The sequence below is a fragment of the Gordonia soli NBRC 108243 genome, from assembly GCF_000334455.1.
Classification (GTDB): Bacteria; Actinomycetota; Actinomycetes; order Mycobacteriales; family Mycobacteriaceae; genus Gordonia; species Gordonia soli.
In genome coordinates, this window is sequence record NZ_BANX01000011.1 from 154,189 (window position 1) to 175,380 (window position 21,192).

The window sequence follows — 21,192 nt, forward strand, 5'->3', positions numbered from 1 at the left end:
TTCTCGGACACCGTAATCCGAGGTCTCGCACTCTGATCCCGGATGTGTGACCTGACACTCTCGACGGGAGATTTCTCATGCAGAACGACCTCACCATCTCGGTACTGGGAGCCATCGCGCTCAACGGTCGCAACGGCGAACTGGAGTTCCCCGGCGGGCGCATCGAGAAGGCCGTGCTCGGCCATCTCGCGCTCAACGCGAATCGTGTGCTGCCGGTGAGCGCGATCCAGGAGGCGGTCTGGCCCGGCGACCGCCCGGAGACGTCGCGGAAGATGATCCAGAACGCGGTCTCACGGATTCGTCGGGTCATCGCCGGCAATGCCGCACCGACCCAGAACATCCAGCTCGTCACCCGGGCGCCCGGATACCTGCTACGCATCGACAACGGCGCGGTCGATCTCAACGTCTTCCGCTCGATGGTCAACTCTGCGCGCGAGCTCCTCGAGGACGGCGACGCGGTGGTGGCCCGTGATCGGCTCCGGCGCGCACTCGACCTCTGGCGGGGTGAGGCCCTCGCCGACCTCGTCGAGGCCGGTTTCGCCTGCCCTGAGCTGGCAGCCGTGGAGGACGAACGCCTGACCGCGATGGAGGACTACTTCGACGCCGAACTGGCCTGCGATCGATTCCGTGAGATGACCCCCGGACTCGAGCGGGCCATCGCACAGGCCCCGCTCCGCGAACGCCTGCGTCGGCAGCACATGATCGCGCTGTACCGCTCGGGACGCCAAGCCGAGGCACTGGCGACGTTCCGCGAACTGCGCGAAGCGCTGGTCACCGCGTATGGCATCGAGCCGGGGCCGAGTCTGCAGGCGCACCATCGGATGATCCTGCGTCACGACCCGGCGCTGTTGCGGTCGGCTGCGCGCGGTCGCGTGGAGCGCGGTTCGGCAAACGCCTCGTAGCCGGTCGGCTCAGCGTCGCCGGGTCGCCTCCGGCGGAGTCGGCGCGGGTTAGGCTGATCCGCATGGCAGGTCGCAGCATGGAGTTCGACCCCATCGCCGAGGCCAGGGCGAACTGGACCGAGGCCGGATGGGGTGACGTGGCCGACGGCATGGTCGCGGTGACGTCGGTGATGCGGGCGCACCAGATCCTGCTCGCCCGCGTCGAATCCGCGCTGCGCCCCTACGATCTGAGCTTCTCCCGGTTCGAACTGCTACGCCTGCTGGCCTTCTCACGCAACGGCGCACTGCCGATCACCAAGGCATCCGACCGACTGCAGGTGCACGTCACGAGCGTCACGCACGCCATCCGTCGGCTCGAGGCCGGTGGACTGGTGCGGCGCGTCCCGCACCCCACCGACGGTCGGACCACCCTGGTCGAGATCACCGAGCTCGGACGATCGACCGTCGAGGACGCGACCACAACACTGAACCGCGAGGTCTTCGCCGATGTCGGGATCCCGGCCGACGAGATGACCTCGATGGTCGGTGCGATCCAGGCGCTCCGCCACAACGCGGGCGATTTCTGACGGGTCCTCCCCGCGCGAGCGCCCGCCGGGCTGGTACGAGATCTGTACACCAGCGGCCCGCCATCGAGATATCGTCGTCCGCGCCCTTCCCTCGTACATATTTTTGACGGTTCCGAGCGCACGATCGACGGTTTCGAGCGCACGATCGACAGTTCCGAGCGCACGATCGACGGGGATGCCGCCTATCGGAGGGTGGTGATGATAGCGCTGAAGTCGAGCGCGCCGTTGTCGGCGGCGAAGGCCCGGTAGATCTCGGCGGCGTGGGTACCCAGCGGGGCCGCCGAGCCGGAACTGGAAACGGCATCCATCGCGAGGCCGAGATCTTTGTTCATCAGGGCGGTCGCGAAGCCGGGCCTGAACTCGTTGTTGGCGGGCGAGGTCGGCACCGGCCCGGGGACCGGACAGTTGGTCTGCACCGCCCAGCAGTTTCCGGTCGCACCGGTGATGACGTCGTACAGCGCCTGGTCGCTCAGTCCGAGCTTCTCGGCCAGCACGAAGGCCTCGCCGACAGCGATCTGCTGCACCGCCAGCACCATGTTGTTGCACACCTTCGCGGCCTGGCCGGCGCCGGCGTCACCGCAGTGGATCACCTTGCCCGCCATCGGCTCCAGCGTGGAGCGGGCAGCGCTGAAGGCCTCCTCGGTACCGCCGACCATGAAGGCCAGGGTGCCCGCGGTCGCCCCCTTCACCCCGCCCGACACCGGGGCGTCGAGCTGCGCGTAGCCGTGATCGGCCGCCAGCTGGTTGATCTCGCGCGCATCGTCGACCGAGATCGTCGAGCTGTCGATGAACAGCGCACCGGTGGGCGTTGCGGTGAGGATGTCGCGGTAGAGGTCCTTGACGATGGACCCGTTCGGCAGCATCGAGATCACCACCTCGGCGGCAGCGACCGCCTCGATCGCGCTCGGGAACGTGGCGATGCCGTTCTCCTCGGCTGCCTTCACCGCATCGGGGACCGGATCGAAGCCGTGCACGGTGTGCCCGGCCGACACCAGGTTGGCGGCCATCGGCCCGCCCATGTTGCCGAGGCCGAGAAAGGCGATCGTCGTCATTGTCGATTACTCCCTGTTGTCGAGGTGTCCTGAAGTCCGCTACTGCGACATCCGCTAGTGGGCCCGGTGGCGCGCGGCGATGGATCTGCCGACCACCACCCGCATGATCTCGTTGGTGCCCTCCAGAATCCGGTGAACCCGCAGATCCCGCACGATCTTCTCCAAGCCGTACTCGCGGAGGTAGCCGTAGCCACCGTGCAACTGCAACGCCTGGTCGGCGACGGTGTAACAGGAGTCGGTGACGTATCGCTTTGCCATCGCGCACTGCTCGACCTTGTCGGGCGCGCCGGTGTCGAGGGCGGTCGCCGCATGCCACAGCATCAGGCGCGCGGTCTGCAGCGAGGTCGCCATGTCGGCGAGGGTGAAGCGGATGGTTGGCTCGTCGATCAGCTTGCCGCCGAACGCCTGTCGGGTCGCCACGTAGTCGGCTGCCTTGTCGAATGCCGCCTGGGCGCCGCCCAGTGACGATGCCGCGATGTTCAGCCGACCGCCGTTGAGACCGTTCATCGCGATCCCGAATCCGATGCCCTCGGTCTCGCCGAGCAGATTGGTGGCGGGTACGCGCACCTCGTCGAGGACGACCTGTGCGGTGGGTTGGGCATGCCAACCCATCTTCTTCTCCTGGGCGCCAAAACTCAGTCCGGCACGGTCTTTCTCGACCAGGAAGGTGGAGATCCCCCGTGCGCCGGAGTCGCCGGTGCGAGCCATGACGACGTACAGATCCGATGACCCGGCACCGGAGATGAACTGTTTCACCCCGGTCAGCACGTACTCGTCGCCGGAACGCACCGCCTTGGTCGACAACGCCGCCGCATCCGAACCGGCACCCGGCTCGGTGAGGCAGTAACTCGCGATGGCCTCCATGGACGCCAGCTTCGGCACCCACTCTTCCCGTTGGGCGTCGGTGCCGTATTGGTCGACCATCCACGTGCACATGTTGTGGATGGACAGGAACGCGGCGACTGCCGGGTCGGCGTAGGCGAGTTGCTCGAAGATCCGCACCCCGTCCAGACGTCGGAGACCACTGCCCCCGACCTCCTCGGAACAGTAGATGGCTCCCATGCCGAGCTCCGCCGCCGCACGGAGCTCGGCCACCGGGAAGTGGTCCGACTCGTCCCACTCCAGGGCGAAGGGCGCCAGCCGCTTCGCGGCGAAACCGGCTGCGGTCTCGACGATCACCCGCTCGTCGGCGTCGAGGGAAGGGTCGGCGAATGTGGTCATCCTGGTACTTTCGACATGCTGGGCGATGGCGCGGATCGATCCGCCGGGCGTCGTGCGGACCGCCGTCAGTCCATCGTCGGGATGACGAACTCGGCACCGTCCTTGATGCCCGACGGCCAGCGCGAGGTGATGGTCTTCACCTTGGTGTAGAACTGGATCGACGCCGGTCCGTGCTGGTTGAGGTCGCCGAATCCGGACCGCTTCCACCCACCGAAGGTGTGGTACGCCACCGGCACCGGGATCGGCACGTTGACGCCGACCATGCCGACCTGCACCCGGGCGGTGAAGTCGCGAGCGGCATCGCCGTCCTGGGTGAAGATGGCCACGCCGTTCCCGTACTCGTGCTCGGTCGGAAGTGCCAGCGCCTCTTCGTAGTCGGCGGCGCGCACGATGCAGACCACCGGACCGAAGATCTCGTCGGTGTAGATCGTCTGGTCCTTGGTGACGTGGTCGAAGAGGCTGGGTCCGATGAAGAAGCCCTCCTCCAGGCTGTCGCCGTCGTAGGTGAGGTCGTCGGTGGCTCGCTCCCGACCGTCGATGACGAGCTCGGCGCCGGCGTCGACACCCTGCTGGATGTAATCCTTCACCCGCTCCAGTGCCGCCCTGCTGACCAGTGGGCCGTAGTCGGCCTTGATGTCGAGGCTGTGGCCGACGCGGAGTGCGTTGACCTTGTCGACCAGCTTCTCGCGCAGACGATTCGCGGTGGCCTCACCGACCGGTACGGCCACCGAGATCGCCATGCAGCGCTCGCCCGCACTGCCGTAGCCCGCGCCGATGAGGGCATCGACGACCTGGTCGAGGTCGGCGTCGGGAAGGATGATCATGTGGTTCTTCGCGCCGCCGAAGCACTGTGCGCGCTTGCCGTTCGCGGCCGCGGTCGCATAGATGTACTGCGCGATGTCGGAACTGCCGACGAATCCGAAGGCCTGGATGTCGTCGTTGCCCAGCAGTGCGTCGACGGCCTCCTTGTCGCCGTGCACCACCTGGAACACGCCGTCGGGAAGTCCCGCCTCGGTGAACAACTCGGCGAGCCGGACCGGCACCGACGGGTCGCGCTCGCTGGGCTTGAGGATGAAGGCGTTACCGCAGGCCAGCGCCGGTCCCGCCTTCCACAGCGGGATCATCGCCGGGAAGTTGAAGGGTGTGATGCCCGCGACCACGCCGAGCGGCTGACGCACCGAGTGCACGTCGATGCCGGTACCGGCCCCCTCGGTGAACTCGCCCTTGAGCAGATGCGGGATGCCGATGGCGAACTCGATGACCTCGATGCCGCGCTGGATGTCGCCCTTGGCATCCGGCACGGTCTTGCCGTGCTCGCGCGACAGCAGCTCGGCGAGCTCCTCGATGTTCTGGTTGACCAGGTCGACGAATCGCATCAGCACGCGGGCGCGCCGTTGCGGATTCCAGGCGGCCCACACCTTCTGCGCCTCGACGGCGGTGACGACCGCGGCATCGACCTCCGCGGCGGACGCGAGCGGGACCTTCGCCTGCACTGCACCGGTGTTCGGATCGAATACGTCGGCGAACCGGCCGGTCTCGGCGGTGACGGTCTCGCCGGCCAGGTAGTGCGGGATCGAGCGCACGGCGTCGGTGGAGGAGGGTGCAGCTGCAGCGGACACGGGTGATCACCTGTACTTCGACTCGTTTGTGTGGCCTGTCGCACTCAATAGTAGGACATCCAACTAAATTGGCCAACCGCCTCCTGACCTGCAGGTTCTTGCGTAACGGGCAGGTTAGGGTACCCTTTGGGCTCGTCGGTCGCCCGCGATCGGCACATCGACGACGAATGAGGGGAGCACCTGCCATGTCGGTTGTCATCCTGTACGGCACCGAGACCGGGACGAGTGAGTTGGTCGCAGACGCGATCGCCGACGTCCTCGCCACCGACCACGACCCGTCGGTCTACGACATGAGCGAGTTCGCGGTCGAGGATCTCGACGCCGAGGACTTTCTCGTCGTGGTCTGCGCGACCTACGGCGAAGGCGAGTTCCCGACCGGTGCCGAACCCTTCGCCGACGAGCTGAACGAGGTCGAACCGGACCTCGCCGGACTGCGTTTCGCGGTCTTCGGCCTCGGCGACACGATCTACGGCGAGACCTTCAACCGGGGCGGCGAGCTGATGGCCGAACTCCTCACGAAGTACGGCGCGACGCAGGTCGGCGAGCACGCGCGCCACGACAACTCGTCGGCGATCAAGCCGGCCAAGCTGGCCGCGGAGTGGGCCGAAGGCCTGTCGCCGATCATCGAGCCGGTGTCGGCCAACTGACCCCGTCAGGCGTCTTCGCACTCGCCTGATGCCGACGCTCCGCCGGTCCCCCGGCAGCGTCGGCGTCTGCGCGTCCGAGTCCGGGTTCGGCGCGACCGGTCCCGGCGCATCCGCTGTCCGGATCGGCGGCATACCCGTCCGGATGGTCGGCATACGTGCAGGAGGCCGGTCCGCCGCCGGGCACCGACCCTCCCGGTGAGTTCTGCCGGTCGTCGACGTCGGCTGACGCCGACTCGCCCGTCGCGTCGGCGGTCCCATGCTCGCCGACCTCCCCGCCGTCGGCGTCCTCGACATCGGTGTTCTCGACGTCGGCTTCCTCGAGCGCGGCTTCCTCGAGCGCGACCGCCTCGACTTCCGCAGCGAGTTCCTCCGCCAGTACCTCTTGCGCCGCCTGTTCTTCTGCCGCCTGTTCTTCTGCGATGACGGCTTCCTCGTAGCCCCGGATCGCCGACAGCTTCGCCAACTCGATGACCGCGCGGACCATGACCGCGAGCACGACGCCGAGGAAGACCGCGGTCATCACCGACACCTTCAGGTTCTCGCCGAGCAGGATCACTCCGAGCACCATCGCGACGGCCGGCTCCATCACGGTCATCGCCGGGAACGACGTCTGCAGGTCGCCCGCGCCGAACCCCTTCTGCTGGGCCACGATGGCACCGATCACGACCACCACGAACAGGTAGATCTCGGGCCGCAGGAACATGCCGAACGGGGCATGGGTGAGCTGGTAGATGACGCCCTTGACCAGCAGAGCCGACACACCGAACAGGATGCCCGCGGTCAGGCCGTAGAACAGCGCACGGTAGTGCGGGCTGGAGCGCTCGGCCAGCCAGACCAACACCAGCGGGACCACCGCGATCGACGCGAAGGTGATCCATTCGACGAGGGGTTCGGGCCGCCGCATGGACGGCTCCGGATGCGCGACCAGGAGGAAGGTCGCGACACATGCGACCAGCACCCCTCCCCAGGTCCATTCGATCCGAGCGGGCCGACGGTGGTCGGCCCACGCCTCCAGGGGCAGCGCGAAGAGAACCGCGAGCACGACGAGGGGCTGCACGAGGAGGATCGAACCCAGACCCAACGCCGATGCCTGCAGGGTGAAGCCCAGCAGGGCGATCGCGGCTCCGACCCACCACCCCGCGGTGATCGCGCCGGACGCCCGCGACGCGCGCTGACGCAACACGGTTCCCGCCGCGATCAACAGCGCCGCTGCGACGGCGAGCAGCGCGGGAACCCAGGAGTGCACGTTCTCCAGGCTAACGGCATCGACGGAGTCGGACGGGCCGTGCAGGCGAACCGGAGGTCATCGCGGTGCGAGCAGTCGGGACACCGCGGGCGCGACGTCGGAGATGGATTCGATCGAGGCGACCGCGGCCCCACCTGCCCGTCCGAGGGCGAGCGCAGCCTCGTTGTCCTGGGCCGGAGCCAAGATCAGCACCTCGTCGAGAGCACGCAGAGCGGGCACCGGATCGATGTCGTCGGTGTGCCGACAATCCGACAGCAACAGCACCACCCGGCGGGCCGCGTCGGCCGTCGCGAGTTCTCGCCGAGCCGACTCCAACGCCGCCGACACCGCGGTCACGCCGTGCCCGCGCAGCCGCAGCACCGCGTCGACCACCCGTGCATCGGTCGCCGTCACCCCCATCTTCTTCAGCACCGCGGGCCGCGACGCGAAGGAGATCACCGCGGTCTGGCCACGGGCGCGCAGCAGACAGGCCGCCGCGGCCACCGCGGCGGTCGCGAGTCGGCTGCCGTTCATCGACCCCGAGGCGTCGACGACCAGACACAGTGCCACCTCCGGCCGCGCCCATACCTGCGACCTCAGCTCGTCGAGCGCCGGTACGCGTCGTTCGGCGCGGGCCGCGACCACCGCATCCAGCGATGCCTCGACGTCGAGGTCACCGCCGCGATCGGCAGGCACCACACGGCGACGCGTGATGCCGCGCACCTTGGGCGCACCCCGCCGCGCCTGCTCGAGAACGAGCCGCGGCACGATGCGCCGCACCGCCGCGCGTAACCCTTCATCGGTGGCGTGACTCATGGCGATGAGGGTCGCCATGGTCTGGTCGGCGTCCTCGGCCATCGCGTCGGCGACAGCCTCCTCGTCGAGTTCACCGACATCCGGCGACAACTCGGCGAACCGCGGTTGTCGGGACAGCTCGGATCGGCCTGTGGACCGCGATCGGGGTGCGTTGCGGTCCGGTCGCTCGCGTGGTTTCTCCGGTGTCGATGGGTTGCCCGCCGACGGCGGGCTCAGCGTTCCCCCGGCGACTCCCCACCCCGCGTACGTTCGTCGTCCCGGCTCTCCTCGGGTACGGCGAACACCCGGCGGTAGAGCTCGACGATGATGTCCTCAGCGCTGCGACCACACCCGTCGTGCAGCCGGATACGGCCCGACAGCGCAGTGGTCGCGGCCGCGACACCCACTTCGTCGTCGGTGAGCGGGACGCCGCGCCGGCGACTCAGTGCGACGGCGAGCCGGGTGAGGTCGATGGCCCCGCGGACCGACGAACCGACCTCGATGTCGGGGTGCGTGCGCGTCGATCGCACGACCTCGACCACCCGCTCCCGCCATCCCGCGTCGACGTCCGGCTCGCGCAGGGCGACGATGTCGGTCTCCGCCTCGGCGCTCTGGTAGCCCATCACGATCCGGCAGGTCCGGTCGTAGAGAGCGCTCGACACCCGCGCGGTACCGACCGCGTCGAAGGGGTTCATCGCCGCGATGAACGCGAAACCCGGCGCGGCCGTCACACGTCCCAGTCGCGGCACCGCGACCTGCCCCTCGCTCATCGCCGAGAGCAGCACGTTGAGCGTCTCCTCGGGCACCCGGTTGAGTTCCTCGACGTAGAGCAGTGCGCCGGACCGCATCGCCTCCAGCAGCGGCCCGTCGGCGAAGATCTCCGGCGAGTAACCGCGGCTGAGGACGAGCGCCGGATCGAACTGTCCGAGCAGTCGCGCTGGTGTCAGTTCGGCGTTGCCCTCGACGAGGACGTACGGGACGTCGACATCGGCGGCCACCGACCGTAGGAGCGTCGACTTGCCGGTCCCCGGCGGGCCCTCGAGGAGGACATGGGCACCGCACGACAGTGCGGCCTCGAGCAGCTCGATCTCACGGGCCCGGTCGACGACCGGGGGCGACGAGGTGATCGCCGCTCCCCGGGCGTCCACGGACCCCGCTCCCACGCCGGGATCACGGCCGCGTGCCCCGAACCCGTCGATGTCGCCGGATCCGAGGTTGTCGGGTCTGGCACTGTCGGGTCTGGCGCTGTCGGGTCTGGCGCTGCCGTGCATGGATGGACCCTCCGACGATCGCTCAGTGCTGATGGACGACGACACCCCGGACGTTCTTCCCGTTCAGCAGATCGTCGTAGCCCTCGTTGACCTGGTCCAGCGTGTAGGTGCGGGTGATGATCTCGTCCAGCTTGAGATCGCCCGACTGGTAGAGCCCGAGGATCTTGGGGATGTCCGTGGTCGGGTTGCAGTCGCCGAACAGGCTGCCCTTCACGTTCTTACGGAACAGCGTGAGGATCGACCCCGACAGCTGGATGGTCTGCTCCTCCAGCTTGTTGAGGCCGGTCACCACGACCGTGCCGCCCTTGCCGATCGCGTCGAAACCGCTCGAGACGATCTCCGAGGTCATCAGCCCGGGTGTCAGGATCGCCGAGTCGGCCATCTGTCCCCGGGTCAGGTCGACGATGGTGTTCTGAGCCTCCTCGGCGGTGGCGAAGGCGTGCGTCGCACCGAGTTCGAGTGCCTTCTCACGTTTGTTCTCCAGCGGGTCGATGGCGACGATGTTCTTCGCGCCGGCCAGACGCGCGCCCTGTACGGCGTTGATGCCGATGCCACCGATGCCGAAGACGGCGACGGTGTCACCCGCGGTGACGTTGGCGGTGTTCACCGCGGCACCCCAGCCGGTGGGCACACCGCACCCGACCAGGACGGCCTTGTCGCGCGGCAGGTCGTCGTCGATCTTCACGCACGAGTTCTGGTGGATGACGCCGTACTGGCTGAAGGTGCCGAGCATGCACATGGCGCCGTACTTGCCCCGCGGGCCGGTGATCGGGAACCGCTCACCAGGCAGATAGCCCTCCAGGATGGTGGCGCCCATGTCGCAGATGGACTGCTGACCGTTGGCGCAGTATCGACACGTTCCGCAGTTCGGGATGAACGAGCAGACCACGCTGTCACCCGGCTTCACGCGAGTCACACCGGGTCCGACCTCCTCGATGACGCCCGCACCCTCGTGACCGAGGACCATCGGCAGACGAGCCTCGAGGTCACCGTGCGCGATGTGCACGTCGGAGTGGCAGAGCCCCGCATGGGTGTAGCGGATGAGGACCTCGCCCTCCTGCGGCTTGTCGAGTTCGAGCTCCTCGATCTCGATCGGCTTGCCCGGCTCGTAGACGACTGCAGCGGTGGTCTTCATCGACAACTCCTCGTTCATTTCGTGCGATGGTCACGCCGCCGACGGCCGCGCGGTGCGATCACAGTTGCATCGCGACGCATGTGTCGGCTGTTCAATTTCTGAACAGTCGGCCCGACCACTCGCACCCGTAGACTGTGACTGGGGACACAGCCGTCCCCGATCTGCGCGTGCCACGACCGACGGCGCAGATCGCACCGACGACGCGAGGTGGACGCCCGTGGACGACCGCGCCCGACGCAGCACCGACATCGGTGGGCACCTGCTCCGCCCCGACATCGCGGCGTCCTGGCACCGATCCAGTCTCGCGGGTCTCGAGCGCGTCGGATCGCTGACCAACATCGCCACCGCGCCCATCGATCCACAGAGCACACTGCTGCGGATCGCTGCCCCGGTCCTCGAGGCGATGGAGAACAGCCTCGAAGGGAGCATGTTCTCGACCGTCCTGGTCGACCGCGACTGTCGCGTGATCCGGCGCTGGTTCGACGACAAGCGGGTCGAGGAGAGTTTCGACGCGCTGAATCTCACCCGCGGCGCGAGTCTCCTCGAAGAGACGATCGGCACCAACGCGCTGGGCACCGTCATGGAGCTGCGACGCGGTGTCACCATCAACGGCGGCGAGCACTATGTCTCCGAGCTGCGATCCTTCAGCTGCTACGGACACCCGATCCGCAACCCGCTCACCAAACGCATCGACGGCGTCCTCGACGTGTCGGCGATGGCCGAGCGCACCAATCCGCTGCTCCGACCGCTGGTGTCACGCGCGGTGGAAGACATCGAGGCCAGGCTTCTCGACAGCAGTCGGGTCTCGGAGAAGGAACTGCTGGCCGCCTTCCAGACCGCGGCGCGCCACCGACGTCCGGTGGTGGCCATCGGCGACGACCTGCACCTGTCGAACCAGGCGGCGTCGGACCTGCTCAGCGCCAACGACATCGCGCTCCTGCGGGTGCTGGTGGAAGAACCGCTGCGCCGCGACCGGGTCACCCACGGACTCACGCTGGAGTCGGGTCGGCCGGTCACCGTCGAGATCAGCCGACTCCCCGACGGACGCTCGGGCGCGCTGATCCGCATCGAGCCCGGCGAGATCTCCGGTTCGACTGCCGGTCATCCGACGGCCCGATCCTCCGATGCGGTCACCTCGATCACGCTCGTGTCGGGGCAGCCGGGCACCGGCCGGACCACCCGGGCCCGGGAACTGGCGGGTGACCGACCGATCCGATTCCTCCGTCCCGCGGCCGCCCTGCTGGAAGGCAGTTCGAGCTGGGCACGCGACTTCATCACCGCGATCGAGCGTCGAACGCAGGTGGTCTGCGTCGACGGCATCGACCTGCTCCCCGACGACCTGCTGGATCTGATCATCGACTCGCTGGCCGAACGCACCGGCGTCGAGGTGATCCTGACCTCCGGTCCCGCCGACGACCTGTCCGGACGCGCCGCGGCACTCGCCGGCATGTCCACCGCGCGCGACACACTGGTCCCGCTCTCCGATCGACGTGCCGAGATCCCCCGCCTGGCGGCCGCGATGCTCAAGTCGGTCGACGAGCGCGGGCTGCTGCATCTCACCCCGGCCGCGGTGTCGGCGTTGGCAGCGCACCCGTGGCCGGGCAACCTCCGGGAGTTGCGGGCGGTGATCGAGCATGCGGCGGCTCGTCATTCGGCCGGCGGCCTCGGTGTCGACGACCTACCCGTGCCCTACCGCGAGGTCGCACCGAGTCGCGAACTCCCCGCACTCGACCGCGCCGAACGTGACGTCATCGTCGCGGCCCTGCGTCGTGCCGACGGCAACAAGGTCAGGGCCGCACAAGAACTCGGCGTCTCGAGGACGACGCTCTACACCCGGATGCGCACCTTCAAGATCACCACCTACTGAATCGCTGATCGATGCTTCACGCTGATCGCAGGATTCATCACCGCCGACGGAACAGCGACAACCTCGACCGTCGCCGGGTCCGCGACAGGATCGACCGTCGCCGGGTCCGCGACAACCCCGACCGTCGCCGGGTCCGCGACAACCCCGACCGTCGCCGGGTCCGCGACAACCCCGACCGTCGCCGGGTCCGCGACAATGTCCAAACTCTGAACATCCCGGCCCCCGAGCACCCGGCAGGGTGTGGGAGCAGATCGCGTAGCACGCGCGGTCGCACCCCAAGGAGGCCAACCGTGACAACCGATCTCGCGCCCAACTCATCTGCCGACTCCCTCGACCCGGTGGTCGTCGAACCGGTACGGGAGTTCCTGCGCACACCCAAGCAACACCTCATCGGCGGACGGTGGGTGGACTCCGCGTCCGGCGAGCGATTCGACACCGTCGACCCGGCCACCGGACGGGTGCTCACCTCCATCGCCAAAGGAGGCGCCGAGGACGTCGATCGCGCAGTCCGCGCGGCGCGCGAGGCCTTCGAGGGTGAGTGGAGCCGCTGGACGCCCGCCCAGCGCCAGCGTCTGCTCTACCGTGTCAGCGAGGTCATCCGCGACCGGGCAACCGAATTCGCGCAACTCGAATCGTTGGACAACGGCAAGTCGGTGGCGGTCGCCGAGGGCGTCGACGTGCTGTGGAGTGCCGAACTCTTCGCGTACTACGCCGGCTGGGCCACCAAGATCGAGGGACGCACCATCGACATCTCGGTGCCGTGGGTGCCAGGGGGCAGCTGGCATGCATACACCCTGCGCGAGCCGGTCGGCGTCTGTGGCGCAATCGTCCCGTGGAACTTCCCGCTGGTCATGGCGTGCTTCAAGATCCCGGCCGCACTCGCCTGCGGTAACACCGTCGTCCTGAAACCGGCGGAGCAGACGCCACTCACCGCCCTGCTCCTGGGCGAGGTGCTCAGCGAGGCAGGACTTCCCGACGGAGTGTTCAACGTCGTCACCGGATACGGCGAGGCCGGAGCGGCACTGGCCGCACACGACGACGTCGACAAGATCGCCTTCACCGGCTCGACCGAGGTCGGCAAGCTCATCGTCGACGCCGCAAAGGGCAATCTCAAGAAGGTGTCGCTGGAGTTGGGCGGCAAGAGTCCGCAGGTGGTCTACGCCGACGCCGACCTCGACACCGCGATCCCCGGCACCGCGAGCGGGTTCTTGTTCAACCACGGCCAGACCTGCACCGCCGGAACCCGACTGCTGGTGGAGAACTCGATCTTCGACGAGTTCACCGCCGGTGTCGCCGAAGTGGCCCGCGGAGCCAAGATCGGGCCGGGACTCGACCCGACCACCGACATCGGTCCACTGGTCTCGGCCGAGCAGTTGGCCCGCGTGACCGGCTATCTCGACCAAGGGCTCGCCGACGGCGCCCGCGCACTGTCGGGAGGTAAGCGCCACGGCGACAACGGGTTCTACGTCGAACCCACCGTACTCGTCGACGTCAAGGACGACTTCAGCGTCTACCGCGAGGAGATCTTCGGCCCGGTCGTCGTGGCCACCCCGTTCGACGCCGAGGAAGGCGTGCGACCGGCGGCCAACGACACCCCGTACGGCCTTGCCGCGAGCATCTGGACCCGTGACATCTCCAAGGCACATCGCACCGCGCGAGAGATCAATGCCGGGACGGTGTGGATCAACTGCCACAACGCCTTCGACTGCGCGATGCCCTTCGGCGGCTACAAGCAGTCCGGCTGGGGCCGGGAACTGGGCGAGGCCGCGATCGACCTGTACACGCAGACCAAGGCGGTGAACGTGGCGCTGTAGCGAAACGGTCGCGCCGGACCCGGAAGACACCGGGTCCGGCGCACCCGCGTCGCCCCCGCGGCACGCACACTCATCGGATACGAGAGGACCCAAGAGCGATGACCACCGACACGGCATCTCCCCACGCGCCGTCGACGAGTGCCGGACCCACCGATATCCCGCTGCTGACCACCACGATCGGTGGGGCACTCGCCGAGACCGCCCGCACCCATCCGCGGTCGTTCGCACTGGTCGACGTCCCGACCGACCGACGATGGACCTATCGCGAACTGCTCACCGACGTCGACGCCCTCGCGAGCGGACTGCTCGACCTGGGCATCACCACCGGCGACCGGGTCGGTATCTGGGCACCCAACTGCGCCGAATGGGTTCTCGTGCAATACGCCACGGCGCGCATCGGTGCGATCCTGGTGACGATCAACCCCGCCTACCGCACCGAAGAACTCTCCTACGTACTACGGCAAGCCGGCATCCGGACGCTGATCTGCGCACCCCAGTTCAAGAGCTCCGACTACCCAGCGATGGCCCACCAGGTCCGCGCCGACTGCCCCGACCTCCTCGACGTCCTGGTCATCGGCGACGACCAATGGGATCAGGTCTCACACGGATCCGACACCACGGCATCAATCGAGGAGATCGGACAAACCCTGGCCCCCGACGACGCGATCAACATCCAGTACACCTCCGGCACCACCGGATTCCCCAAGGGCGCCACCCTCTCCCACCGCAACATCCTCAACAACGGCTACTTCGTCGGCGAGCTGGTCCACTACACCCCCGACGACCGCATCTGCGTCCCGGTGCCCTTCTACCACTGCTTCGGCATGGTGATGGGCAACCTGGCAGCGCTCACCCACGCCGCCCGGATCGTCATCCCCGCACCGGCATTCGACCCCGCCGCCACATTGCGCGCCGTCGCCGACGAGCACTGCACCTCCCTGTACGGCGTGCCGACCATGTTCATCGCGATGCTCAACGATCCCGTTCTCACCGACCTCGACACCTCGTCGCTACGCACCGGCATCATGGCCGGATCACCGTGCCCGATCGAGACCATGAAGCAGGTCATCGACACGATGGGCATCGAGGAGATCTCCATCTGCTACGGCATGACCGAGACATCCCCGGTGTCGGCGCAGACCCGCACCGACGACAGCATCCACCGGCGCACCGCCACCGTCGGGGCGGCCGGCCCCCACATCGAGATCAGCATCGTCGATCCCGTCACCCGCGAAATCCTGCCGCGCGGTGAGGCCGGAGAGCTCTGCACCCGCGGCTACTCGGTGATGCTCGGCTACTGGGAGCAGCCCGACAAGACCGCCGAGGCCATCGACGCCGACCGATGGATGCACACCGGCGACATCGCGGTGATGGACGACGACGGCTACCTGTCCATCACCGGCCGAATCAAGGACATGGTCATCCGCGGCGGCGAGAACCTCTACCCACGTGAGATCGAGGAATTCCTGATCACCCACCCCGACGTCCAAGACGTCCAGGTGATCGGAGTGCCCGACGAAAAGTACGGCGAAGAGCTGATGGCATGGATACAAATGCGCGCCGGCACCACCGCACTCGACGTCCACACCGTACGCGCGTTCTGCGACGGCCGGCTCGCACGTCACAAAATCCCCCGCTACGTCCACGTCGTCGACGCCTTCCCCATCACCATCACCGGCAAGGTCCGCAAAGTGGAAATGCGCGCACAGGCCGCGACGATGTTGGGCTTGTCCGACCAGGGATGAACCGCCCGGCCGACCGCCGTCCCGTGTCGGTCGGCCACGCCGTCGGTGCTTCGTCCTACCGTGGGGACATGCGGTACCGGTCCGATCTCGAACTCCTCGTCACGCTCGACGCCTCGGCGATCGAACGTGCGTGCACCAGCCCCGACTGTCTACCGGAGCTGATCTCGCTCGCGATCGACGAGAGCCTCGAGTTCGACGACTGCGCCGACCTCGCCACCTCGTCCGGCGACGACGCCGCCGCGGCGTTCTGCACACAGGAGGCCGCGGCCTGGCGGGCCACTGCCGCACTGCTGCGCGAGATGCGGCACGCCTACGGGCACGGCGGTCGGCGGCGAGGAGCCGCGTGAGCGATTTCCCACGCACCCTCGTCCTGATGCGACACGGGAAGTCGGGGTATCCGCCCGGCATCGGCGATCATGCCCGTCCCCTGGCCCCGCGCGGGCAGCGGCAGGCCGCGCTGGCCGGGCAATGGATGGCAGACGACGGCCTCCGCGTCGACGCGGTGCTGTGCTCGCCCGCCACCCGCACTCGGGAGACGTTGACGGCCACCGGGATCGACGCATCCACCCGATACGTCGACGAGATCTACGGTGGTACCGCCTTCGAGATCCTGGAGGCACTCCGCATCTGGGCGCCCGCGGAGGCGTCGACCGTCCTGGTGGTCGGTCACGAGCCCGGGATGCCCGACACCGCTCTCACCCTGGCTCCCGACGGCGACATCGAACGCTTCCCCACCTCGACCTACGCTGTCGTCGACACAGGTGTCCCGTGGGCGGAGATCGGCCTCGAACCGGAGCCGACGGCGCGCCTGCGCGCGGTACGCATCCCCCGCGACTGAACCCGTCACGCGGTCCGGTCACCCCAACACCTGCACCGCCGTCCGCCGGCCACCACCGGTGAGTTCGCGGCGCTTCTGCAGCGGCGCCATGCCGAACCATCGACGACAACTCCGCGTGAGGGTGCTCTGCTCGGAGTAGCCGATCTGCCGGGCGACCGCCGAGAGCGGCACCCCACGGTTGGCCAGCAGTGACGTCGCGAGTTCACGCCGAGCATCGTCCACCAGGCGTTCGAAGGTCGTATCTGTCTCGGCGAGTGCCCGCTGGACCGCACGCGGATGCATCATCAGCAGCCGTGCGATCGCCTCGAGCGACGCGGCACCGGCGGGCAGCGCACGCACGATCAGTTCGGACACGGTGTCGGCGAACGCGCTGTCGCGGTCGTGCCCTGTCATGAACCGGACCGCTATGTCGCGCGCCAGGGCGTCCACCTGCGGTAGTCGGCGGCGCATCACGCCGCTCGGGAAGACGACCAGGTTGGCGGCGGCCTCGAAGTCGACCGGACAGTCGAAGTAGTCGGTGTAGACCCGCGGGTCCGCGATCGCCGAGTGTTCGAAGGTGACACGCGTCGGCCGGAAGTCGTTGCCGCCGAGCATCTTGAACGTCCCGAGTGTGACGCCCATCGCGAGCTCGACGATGTGCGGTCGATACGGGAGGCGCTGCAGGACGGTCGAGAACTGGTACGAACTCTCCCGGTCGCCGAGATGCAGCTTCGAACGGATGGACGGACTGTAGACGTGCGCGAACGCGGTGACCTCGTGCAGGGCATCACCCACCGTCTCGGCGTTGCGTGCCGCGATCGCGATGGGGCCGAGGATGTCCGGATCCTGGCGCGCGGCCAGACGTAGCGCGAAGTCGGGCACGTCGAGTTCCGACGCGCAGGTCCCCAGCAGCGTGGACACGGCCGTGAACGGGATGAAGCGCTCGTACGCCCCGATCACACCGATGTCGATGCCCACCCGGGTCAGCATGGCACGCGCGTCGCCGTCGCACTCCTCGATGAGCTCGGTGACGTGACTCAACGACGATGCGCTGATCAAGTCGGCCATGACTCCGACCATACGGCGTGAACTGTCAAATATCAGTCGTGAGATGTCAAGAATTCGCGCATTTGTCGGAGTGATGATGGACACACAGAGCTCCTTGCGGGGCTGCTGCCACACTCGACGAGGAGTTCTCCGATGGCCACCGATCCCGTGCGTACGTCCTTCTTCATCGACGGCGCCTGGCGCGAACCCGCGCAGGTGTCGACGTTCCCGGTGATCTCACCGTTGACCGAGGAACAGATCGGATCGGTGCCGTCCGCGACGACCGACGATGTCGACGCCGCGGTGGGGGCGGCCCGTTCTGCCCTGCGCCGACCGGGATGGCGCGACCTCGACCACGGCGCTCGAGCCGCGCATCTACGACGATTCGCCGACGAGCTCGAGGCACGTGCCGAGGACCGCGCATCGACGGTGACCGCCGAGAACGGCATGCCCATCACACTCGCGCGGTTCGCCGAAGGCGCGGCGCCGGTTCAGCTCCTTCGCTACTACGCCGACCTCATCGAGGCGACTCCGATCGAGGAGCGTCGCGAGAGCCGACCACTGCCCGGGACCACCGTGGTGCGCCGCGAGCCGGTCGGTGTGGTCGCGGCGATCGCGCCGTGGAACTTCCCGGCGGTCCTGTCCATGTTCAAGATCGCGCCCGCCCTGGCAGCGGGGTGCACCGTCGTGCTCAAGCCCTCTCCGGAGACCAGCCTCGACGCGTACGTACTGGCCGAGGCCGCCATCGCCGCCGATCTCCCGGCAGGCGTCCTCAACATCGTCAACGGCGGCACCGACATCGGGCAGTACCTGGTGGCGCACCCGCATGTGGACAAGGTCGCCTTCACCGGATCGACCGCGGCCGGCCGTGAGATCGGCCGGGTCTGCGGCGAGCTCATCCGGCCGGTCACCCTCGAACTGGGTGGCAAGTCGGCTGCCCTCGTCCTCGACGACGCCGATGTCGAGCAGACGGTCACCGGGCTGGCGACCGCATCACTGCTCAACACCGGGCAGACCTGCTACATGTCGACCCGAATCCTGGTGCCCGCGACCCGATACGACACCTGGGTGGATGCGATCAGCGCGATGTCGGCGTCGTTGCCGATCGGGGATCCGATGGACGAGACCGTCGCCGTCGGTCCCCTCGCCAGCCGACGCCATCGCGACCGGGTGTTGTCGCTGATCGATCGCGGACGCTCCGAGGGCGGCACCGTGACCACCGGTGGCGGTCGCCCCGCGGACCACGATCGTGGCTTCTTCGTCGAGCCCACCGTCTTTGCGGGAGTCGACAACTCGGCGACGATCGCACGTGAAGAGGTGTTCGGTCCGGTGCTGACCGTGCTGCGATACGACGACATCGACGACGCGATCGCGTTGGCCAACGATTCCGCATACGGCCTCGGCGGCACGGTCTGGACCGCCGACGAGGAGCGTGGTGTAGAAGTCGCTCGTCGGGTCGAGACCGGCTCGTTCGGCGTCAACTACTTCAACCTCGACTGGGGTTCACCGTTCGGCGGGGTCAAGGCCAGCGGTATCGGTCGCGAACTCGGGCCGGAAGGTCTTGCCGCATACCAGCACACCAAGTCGATCTTCTTGCCCGCGTCCGCCTGAACCGGACCGGACCTCATCCACCCACCGACACACGACACCGCACAGGAGGCGATCGGTCATGTCCGATGCCGGCGCAGCCGCCGCGAAAGGACTGGTGGCAGACACCTTTTCCCTACTCGACCAACTGCGACCCGAAGACTGGACGGCCGACAGCGCCGCTCACGGCTGGCGAGTCCACGACGTGATCACCCACATGGGGTTCTTCTTCAACTTCATCGCCGACCCGGATCTGGTCTTCCCGGACAATCCGAGCGGGATGTCGGAGCGCCTCAACGACGCCGCGGTCCGCGAACGCGCCGACTGGACGTCGCAACAGGCCATCGACTACTACCGCGCGCAGTCGGCCGCCGGGCTCGCCACCCTGGAAGCACTCCAGGGCGAGGACCTCCGCGATGTGCCGCTGGAGATGCTCGACCTCGGCACATACCGGATGAGTCAGCTGAGCGACGCCGTCGCCTTCGACCATCTGGTCCACCTCACCAGCGACCTGCTGGCACCGCACGGACCGTTGTCACCGGCCGACCTCTCGGTCTCCGTCGCTGCGGCCATCGATCCGGCGATCGACTGGATGATCGCGGGCCTGCCCCAGATGAACGGTGCGGCACTGTATCCCATCCTCTCGTCGCCGATCGGTCTGCGCTTGGTCGGCGCGACCGAGCGAACCTTCGTCCTGACACGTGGGGAAGGCAACTCGGTGACGGTCACCGAGACGGACGACCTCCCCGCCGAGGTCGCGACGTCGGCGGCGACCGAATTCCTGCGCTGGGGCACCACCCGCAGCGCATGGCGGTCCGCGGTCACCACCGCAGGCGACCGCACCCTGGTGAGCTCGGTTCTCGACGCGGTGAACATCGTGTGACCTCTGGTCACCGTCAGCACCGTCTGACCTCTGGTCACCGTCAGCACCGTCTGACCTCTGGCCACCGTCTGAATCCCATGAGTCACCACCCTCCACTCCCATCCCCCACCACCACAGAGGAGTCACCATGTCCGAGTACCTGAAGGACAAGGTCATCGTCGTCACCGGAGCCGGCAGCGGTTTCGGCAAACTGATCTCCGAGAAGGTCGCCGCCGCCGGTGCGCATGTCGTCGGCGTGGATGTCAACGCCGACAACCTGAACGGTGTCATCGACGCCATCACCGCCACCGGCGGCTCGGCCCTCGCGCAGGTCGCCGATGTCACCGACATCGCACAGGTCAAGGCCGCGACCGCCGCGGCCGTCGAGAAGTTCGGCGCGATCGACGTACTCGTGAACAACGCGGGCGTCATGCCGCTGGCCTATTTCGCCGATCACGAGCGTGCCTGGCAGAAGTGGCATGCCGCGATCGACATCAACATCAAGGGGGTCGTCAACGGGATCTCCGCCGTCTACGACCAGATGATCGAGCAGGGACGCGGTCAGGTCGTCAACATCTCGTCGATCTACGGCAACGCCGGCATCGAGGGGTCCGGCGTCTACAGCGCGACCAAGGCCGCGGTCACCACCATCTCCGACTCCCTGCGCATCGAGGCCAAGGGCAAGATCAAGGTCACCACGGTCAAGCCCACCGGGATCACCGGCACCAACCTGGCCAGCTGGATCGTCAACGACTCCGCCATCTTCGGGCTCGTCGGCCAGCGCGCCGCGTCCTACGGCGAGCATGTGGACGGCCTGGTCAACGGAACGCTCCCCGATGAGCTGACCGACGTCGACTCCATCAAGTACTGGCTCATCAAGCCGGACGACCTGGCGAATGCAGTTGTCCACGTCATCGACCAGCCATGGGGCATCAGCCTCAGCGACGTCACCGTCCGCGCGAGCGGCGAGGACTACCTGTACTGACACCCCGGTCGTCCTCACCGGACGACCGCACCCGA

General features: G+C 67.9%; 18 protein-coding genes and 1 pseudogene. 11 read left to right on the forward strand and 8 right to left on the reverse strand.

Annotated features, from left to right (window positions below):
• The first annotated feature begins 77 nt into the window (after window positions 1-77).
• Both GS4_RS08370 and GS4_RS08375 read left to right on the forward strand, forming a co-directional pair.
• Entirely contained in the window at window positions 78-902 is an 825-nt protein-coding gene (locus GS4_RS08370) for an AfsR/SARP family transcriptional regulator (protein WP_007619524.1), read from the forward strand.
• Between the two features lie 62 nt (window positions 903-964).
• A complete protein-coding gene (locus tag GS4_RS08375; RefSeq protein ID WP_040509921.1) occupies window positions 965-1,468 on the forward strand; it encodes a MarR family winged helix-turn-helix transcriptional regulator in 504 nt (167 codons plus the stop codon).
• Window positions 1,469-1,650: 182 nt separating this feature from the next.
• Here GS4_RS08375 and mmsB read toward each other — a convergent pair whose 3' ends face one another.
• The 3 genes from mmsB to GS4_RS08390 form a co-directional block, all read right to left on the reverse strand.
• Window positions 1,651-2,520, reverse strand: a complete 870-nt coding sequence (mmsB, locus tag GS4_RS08380) for a 3-hydroxyisobutyrate dehydrogenase (protein ID WP_007619526.1) — start codon at window positions 2,518-2,520, stop codon at window positions 1,651-1,653.
• 54 nt (window positions 2,521-2,574) lie between these two features.
• Window positions 2,575-3,741: an acyl-CoA dehydrogenase family protein gene (locus GS4_RS08385; protein WP_007619527.1), complete on the reverse strand. Its 1,167-nt coding sequence runs from the start codon at window positions 3,739-3,741 to the stop codon at window positions 2,575-2,577.
• A gap of 65 nt (window positions 3,742-3,806) precedes the next feature.
• Complete coding sequence (locus GS4_RS08390) at window positions 3,807-5,360, reverse strand: CoA-acylating methylmalonate-semialdehyde dehydrogenase (protein WP_007619528.1); 1,554 nt, start codon at window positions 5,358-5,360, stop codon at window positions 3,807-3,809.
• A 185-nt stretch (window positions 5,361-5,545) separates the two neighbouring features.
• On the opposite strand from GS4_RS08390, the gene GS4_RS08395 reads away from it, so the two are divergent.
• The gene (locus tag GS4_RS08395; RefSeq protein ID WP_007619529.1) at window positions 5,546-6,007 is read left to right on the forward strand and encodes a flavodoxin domain-containing protein; all 462 of its coding nucleotides are present in this window, start codon (window positions 5,546-5,548) and stop codon (window positions 6,005-6,007) included.
• A 430-nt stretch (window positions 6,008-6,437) separates the two neighbouring features.
• On the opposite strand, the pseudogene GS4_RS26140 reads toward GS4_RS08395, so the two are convergent.
• From GS4_RS26140 to GS4_RS08415, 4 genes and pseudogenes are all read right to left on the reverse strand, one after another.
• Window positions 6,438-7,253: pseudogene (locus GS4_RS26140) on the reverse strand (DMT family transporter); the annotation flags it as partial.
• Between the two features lie 57 nt (window positions 7,254-7,310).
• Entirely contained in the window at window positions 7,311-8,138 is an 828-nt protein-coding gene (locus GS4_RS08405) for a VWA domain-containing protein (RefSeq protein WP_007619531.1), read from the reverse strand.
• 122 nt (window positions 8,139-8,260) lie between these two features.
• Entirely contained in the window at window positions 8,261-9,298 is a 1,038-nt protein-coding gene (locus tag GS4_RS08410) for an AAA family ATPase (RefSeq protein ID WP_083862677.1), read from the reverse strand.
• A gap of 22 nt (window positions 9,299-9,320) precedes the next feature.
• Window positions 9,321-10,433, reverse strand: a complete 1,113-nt coding sequence (locus GS4_RS08415; RefSeq protein WP_007619533.1) for an NDMA-dependent alcohol dehydrogenase — start codon at window positions 10,431-10,433, stop codon at window positions 9,321-9,323.
• A 217-nt stretch (window positions 10,434-10,650) separates the two neighbouring features.
• Here GS4_RS08415 and GS4_RS08420 point away from each other — a divergent pair, with 217 nt between their 5' ends.
• The 5 genes from GS4_RS08420 to GS4_RS08445 all read left to right on the forward strand — a co-directional run bounded on the left by GS4_RS08420 (window position 10,651) and on the right by GS4_RS08445 (window position 16,697).
• Window positions 10,651-12,300 carry a sigma-54-dependent Fis family transcriptional regulator gene (locus GS4_RS08420; RefSeq protein ID WP_007619535.1) on the forward strand — a complete coding sequence of 550 codons (1,650 nt, stop codon included), beginning with the start codon at window positions 10,651-10,653 and terminating at the stop codon, window positions 12,298-12,300.
• Between the two features lie 338 nt (window positions 12,301-12,638).
• A complete protein-coding gene (locus GS4_RS08430; protein WP_174344008.1) occupies window positions 12,639-14,114 on the forward strand; it encodes an aldehyde dehydrogenase family protein in 1,476 nt (491 codons plus the stop codon).
• Window positions 14,115-14,212: 98 nt separating this feature from the next.
• Window positions 14,213-15,859: an AMP-binding protein gene (locus GS4_RS08435; protein ID WP_007619538.1), complete on the forward strand. Its 1,647-nt coding sequence runs from the start codon at window positions 14,213-14,215 to the stop codon at window positions 15,857-15,859.
• Between the two features lie 68 nt (window positions 15,860-15,927).
• Window positions 15,928-16,206 (forward strand): hypothetical protein, encoded by a 279-nt coding sequence (locus tag GS4_RS08440; RefSeq protein WP_040510016.1) that lies wholly within the window; start codon window positions 15,928-15,930, stop codon window positions 16,204-16,206.
• Between the two features lie 26 nt (window positions 16,207-16,232).
• The gene (locus GS4_RS08445) at window positions 16,233-16,697 is read left to right on the forward strand and encodes a SixA phosphatase family protein (RefSeq protein ID WP_051989680.1); all 465 of its coding nucleotides are present in this window, start codon (window positions 16,233-16,235) and stop codon (window positions 16,695-16,697) included.
• Between the two features lie 18 nt (window positions 16,698-16,715).
• Here GS4_RS08445 and GS4_RS08450 read toward each other — a convergent pair whose 3' ends face one another.
• The gene (locus GS4_RS08450) at window positions 16,716-17,744 is read right to left on the reverse strand and encodes an AraC family transcriptional regulator (RefSeq protein WP_007619541.1); all 1,029 of its coding nucleotides are present in this window, start codon (window positions 17,742-17,744) and stop codon (window positions 16,716-16,718) included.
• A 132-nt stretch (window positions 17,745-17,876) separates the two neighbouring features.
• Here GS4_RS08450 and GS4_RS08455 point away from each other — a divergent pair, with 132 nt between their 5' ends.
• From GS4_RS08455 to GS4_RS08465, 3 genes are all read left to right on the forward strand, one after another.
• The gene (locus GS4_RS08455; protein WP_007619542.1) at window positions 17,877-19,334 is read left to right on the forward strand and encodes an aldehyde dehydrogenase; all 1,458 of its coding nucleotides are present in this window, start codon (window positions 17,877-17,879) and stop codon (window positions 19,332-19,334) included.
• 58 nt (window positions 19,335-19,392) lie between these two features.
• A complete protein-coding gene (locus GS4_RS08460) occupies window positions 19,393-20,193 on the forward strand; it encodes a maleylpyruvate isomerase N-terminal domain-containing protein (protein ID WP_007619544.1) in 801 nt (266 codons plus the stop codon).
• Window positions 20,194-20,320: 127 nt separating this feature from the next.
• Complete coding sequence (locus tag GS4_RS08465; RefSeq protein WP_007619546.1) at window positions 20,321-21,157, forward strand: SDR family oxidoreductase; 837 nt, start codon at window positions 20,321-20,323, stop codon at window positions 21,155-21,157.
• Window positions 21,158-21,192 lie beyond the last annotated feature (35 nt).

Bases quoted from the DNA above. Each gene is read 5' to 3' on its own strand.
- GS4_RS08370 (WP_007619524.1), top strand. From the start codon at position 78: ATGCAGAACGACCTCACCATCTCGGTACTGGGAGCCATCGCGCTCAAC.
- GS4_RS08375 (WP_040509921.1), top strand. From the start codon at position 965: ATGGCAGGTCGCAGCATGGAGTTCGACCCCATCGCCGAGGCCAGGGCG.
- mmsB (WP_007619526.1), bottom strand. From the start codon at position 2,520: ATGACGACGATCGCCTTTCTCGGCCTCGGCAACATGGGCGGGCCGATG.
- GS4_RS08385 (WP_007619527.1), bottom strand. From the start codon at position 3,741: ATGACCACATTCGCCGACCCTTCCCTCGACGCCGACGAGCGGGTGATC.
- GS4_RS08395 (WP_007619529.1), top strand. From the start codon at position 5,546: ATGTCGGTTGTCATCCTGTACGGCACCGAGACCGGGACGAGTGAGTTG.
- GS4_RS08410 (WP_083862677.1), bottom strand. From the start codon at position 9,298: ATGCACGGCAGCGCCAGACCCGACAGCGCCAGACCCGACAGTGCCAGA.
- GS4_RS08415 (WP_007619533.1), bottom strand. From the start codon at position 10,433: ATGAAGACCACCGCTGCAGTCGTCTACGAGCCGGGCAAGCCGATCGAG.
- GS4_RS08435 (WP_007619538.1), top strand. From the start codon at position 14,213: ATGACCACCGACACGGCATCTCCCCACGCGCCGTCGACGAGTGCCGGA.
- GS4_RS08440 (WP_040510016.1), top strand. From the start codon at position 15,928: ATGCGGTACCGGTCCGATCTCGAACTCCTCGTCACGCTCGACGCCTCG.
- GS4_RS08445 (WP_051989680.1), top strand. From the start codon at position 16,233: ATGCGACACGGGAAGTCGGGGTATCCGCCCGGCATCGGCGATCATGCC.
- GS4_RS08450 (WP_007619541.1), bottom strand. From the start codon at position 17,744: ATGGCCGACTTGATCAGCGCATCGTCGTTGAGTCACGTCACCGAGCTC.
- GS4_RS08455 (WP_007619542.1), top strand. From the start codon at position 17,877: ATGGCCACCGATCCCGTGCGTACGTCCTTCTTCATCGACGGCGCCTGG.
- GS4_RS08460 (WP_007619544.1), top strand. From the start codon at position 19,393: ATGTCCGATGCCGGCGCAGCCGCCGCGAAAGGACTGGTGGCAGACACC.
- GS4_RS08465 (WP_007619546.1), top strand. From the start codon at position 20,321: ATGTCCGAGTACCTGAAGGACAAGGTCATCGTCGTCACCGGAGCCGGC.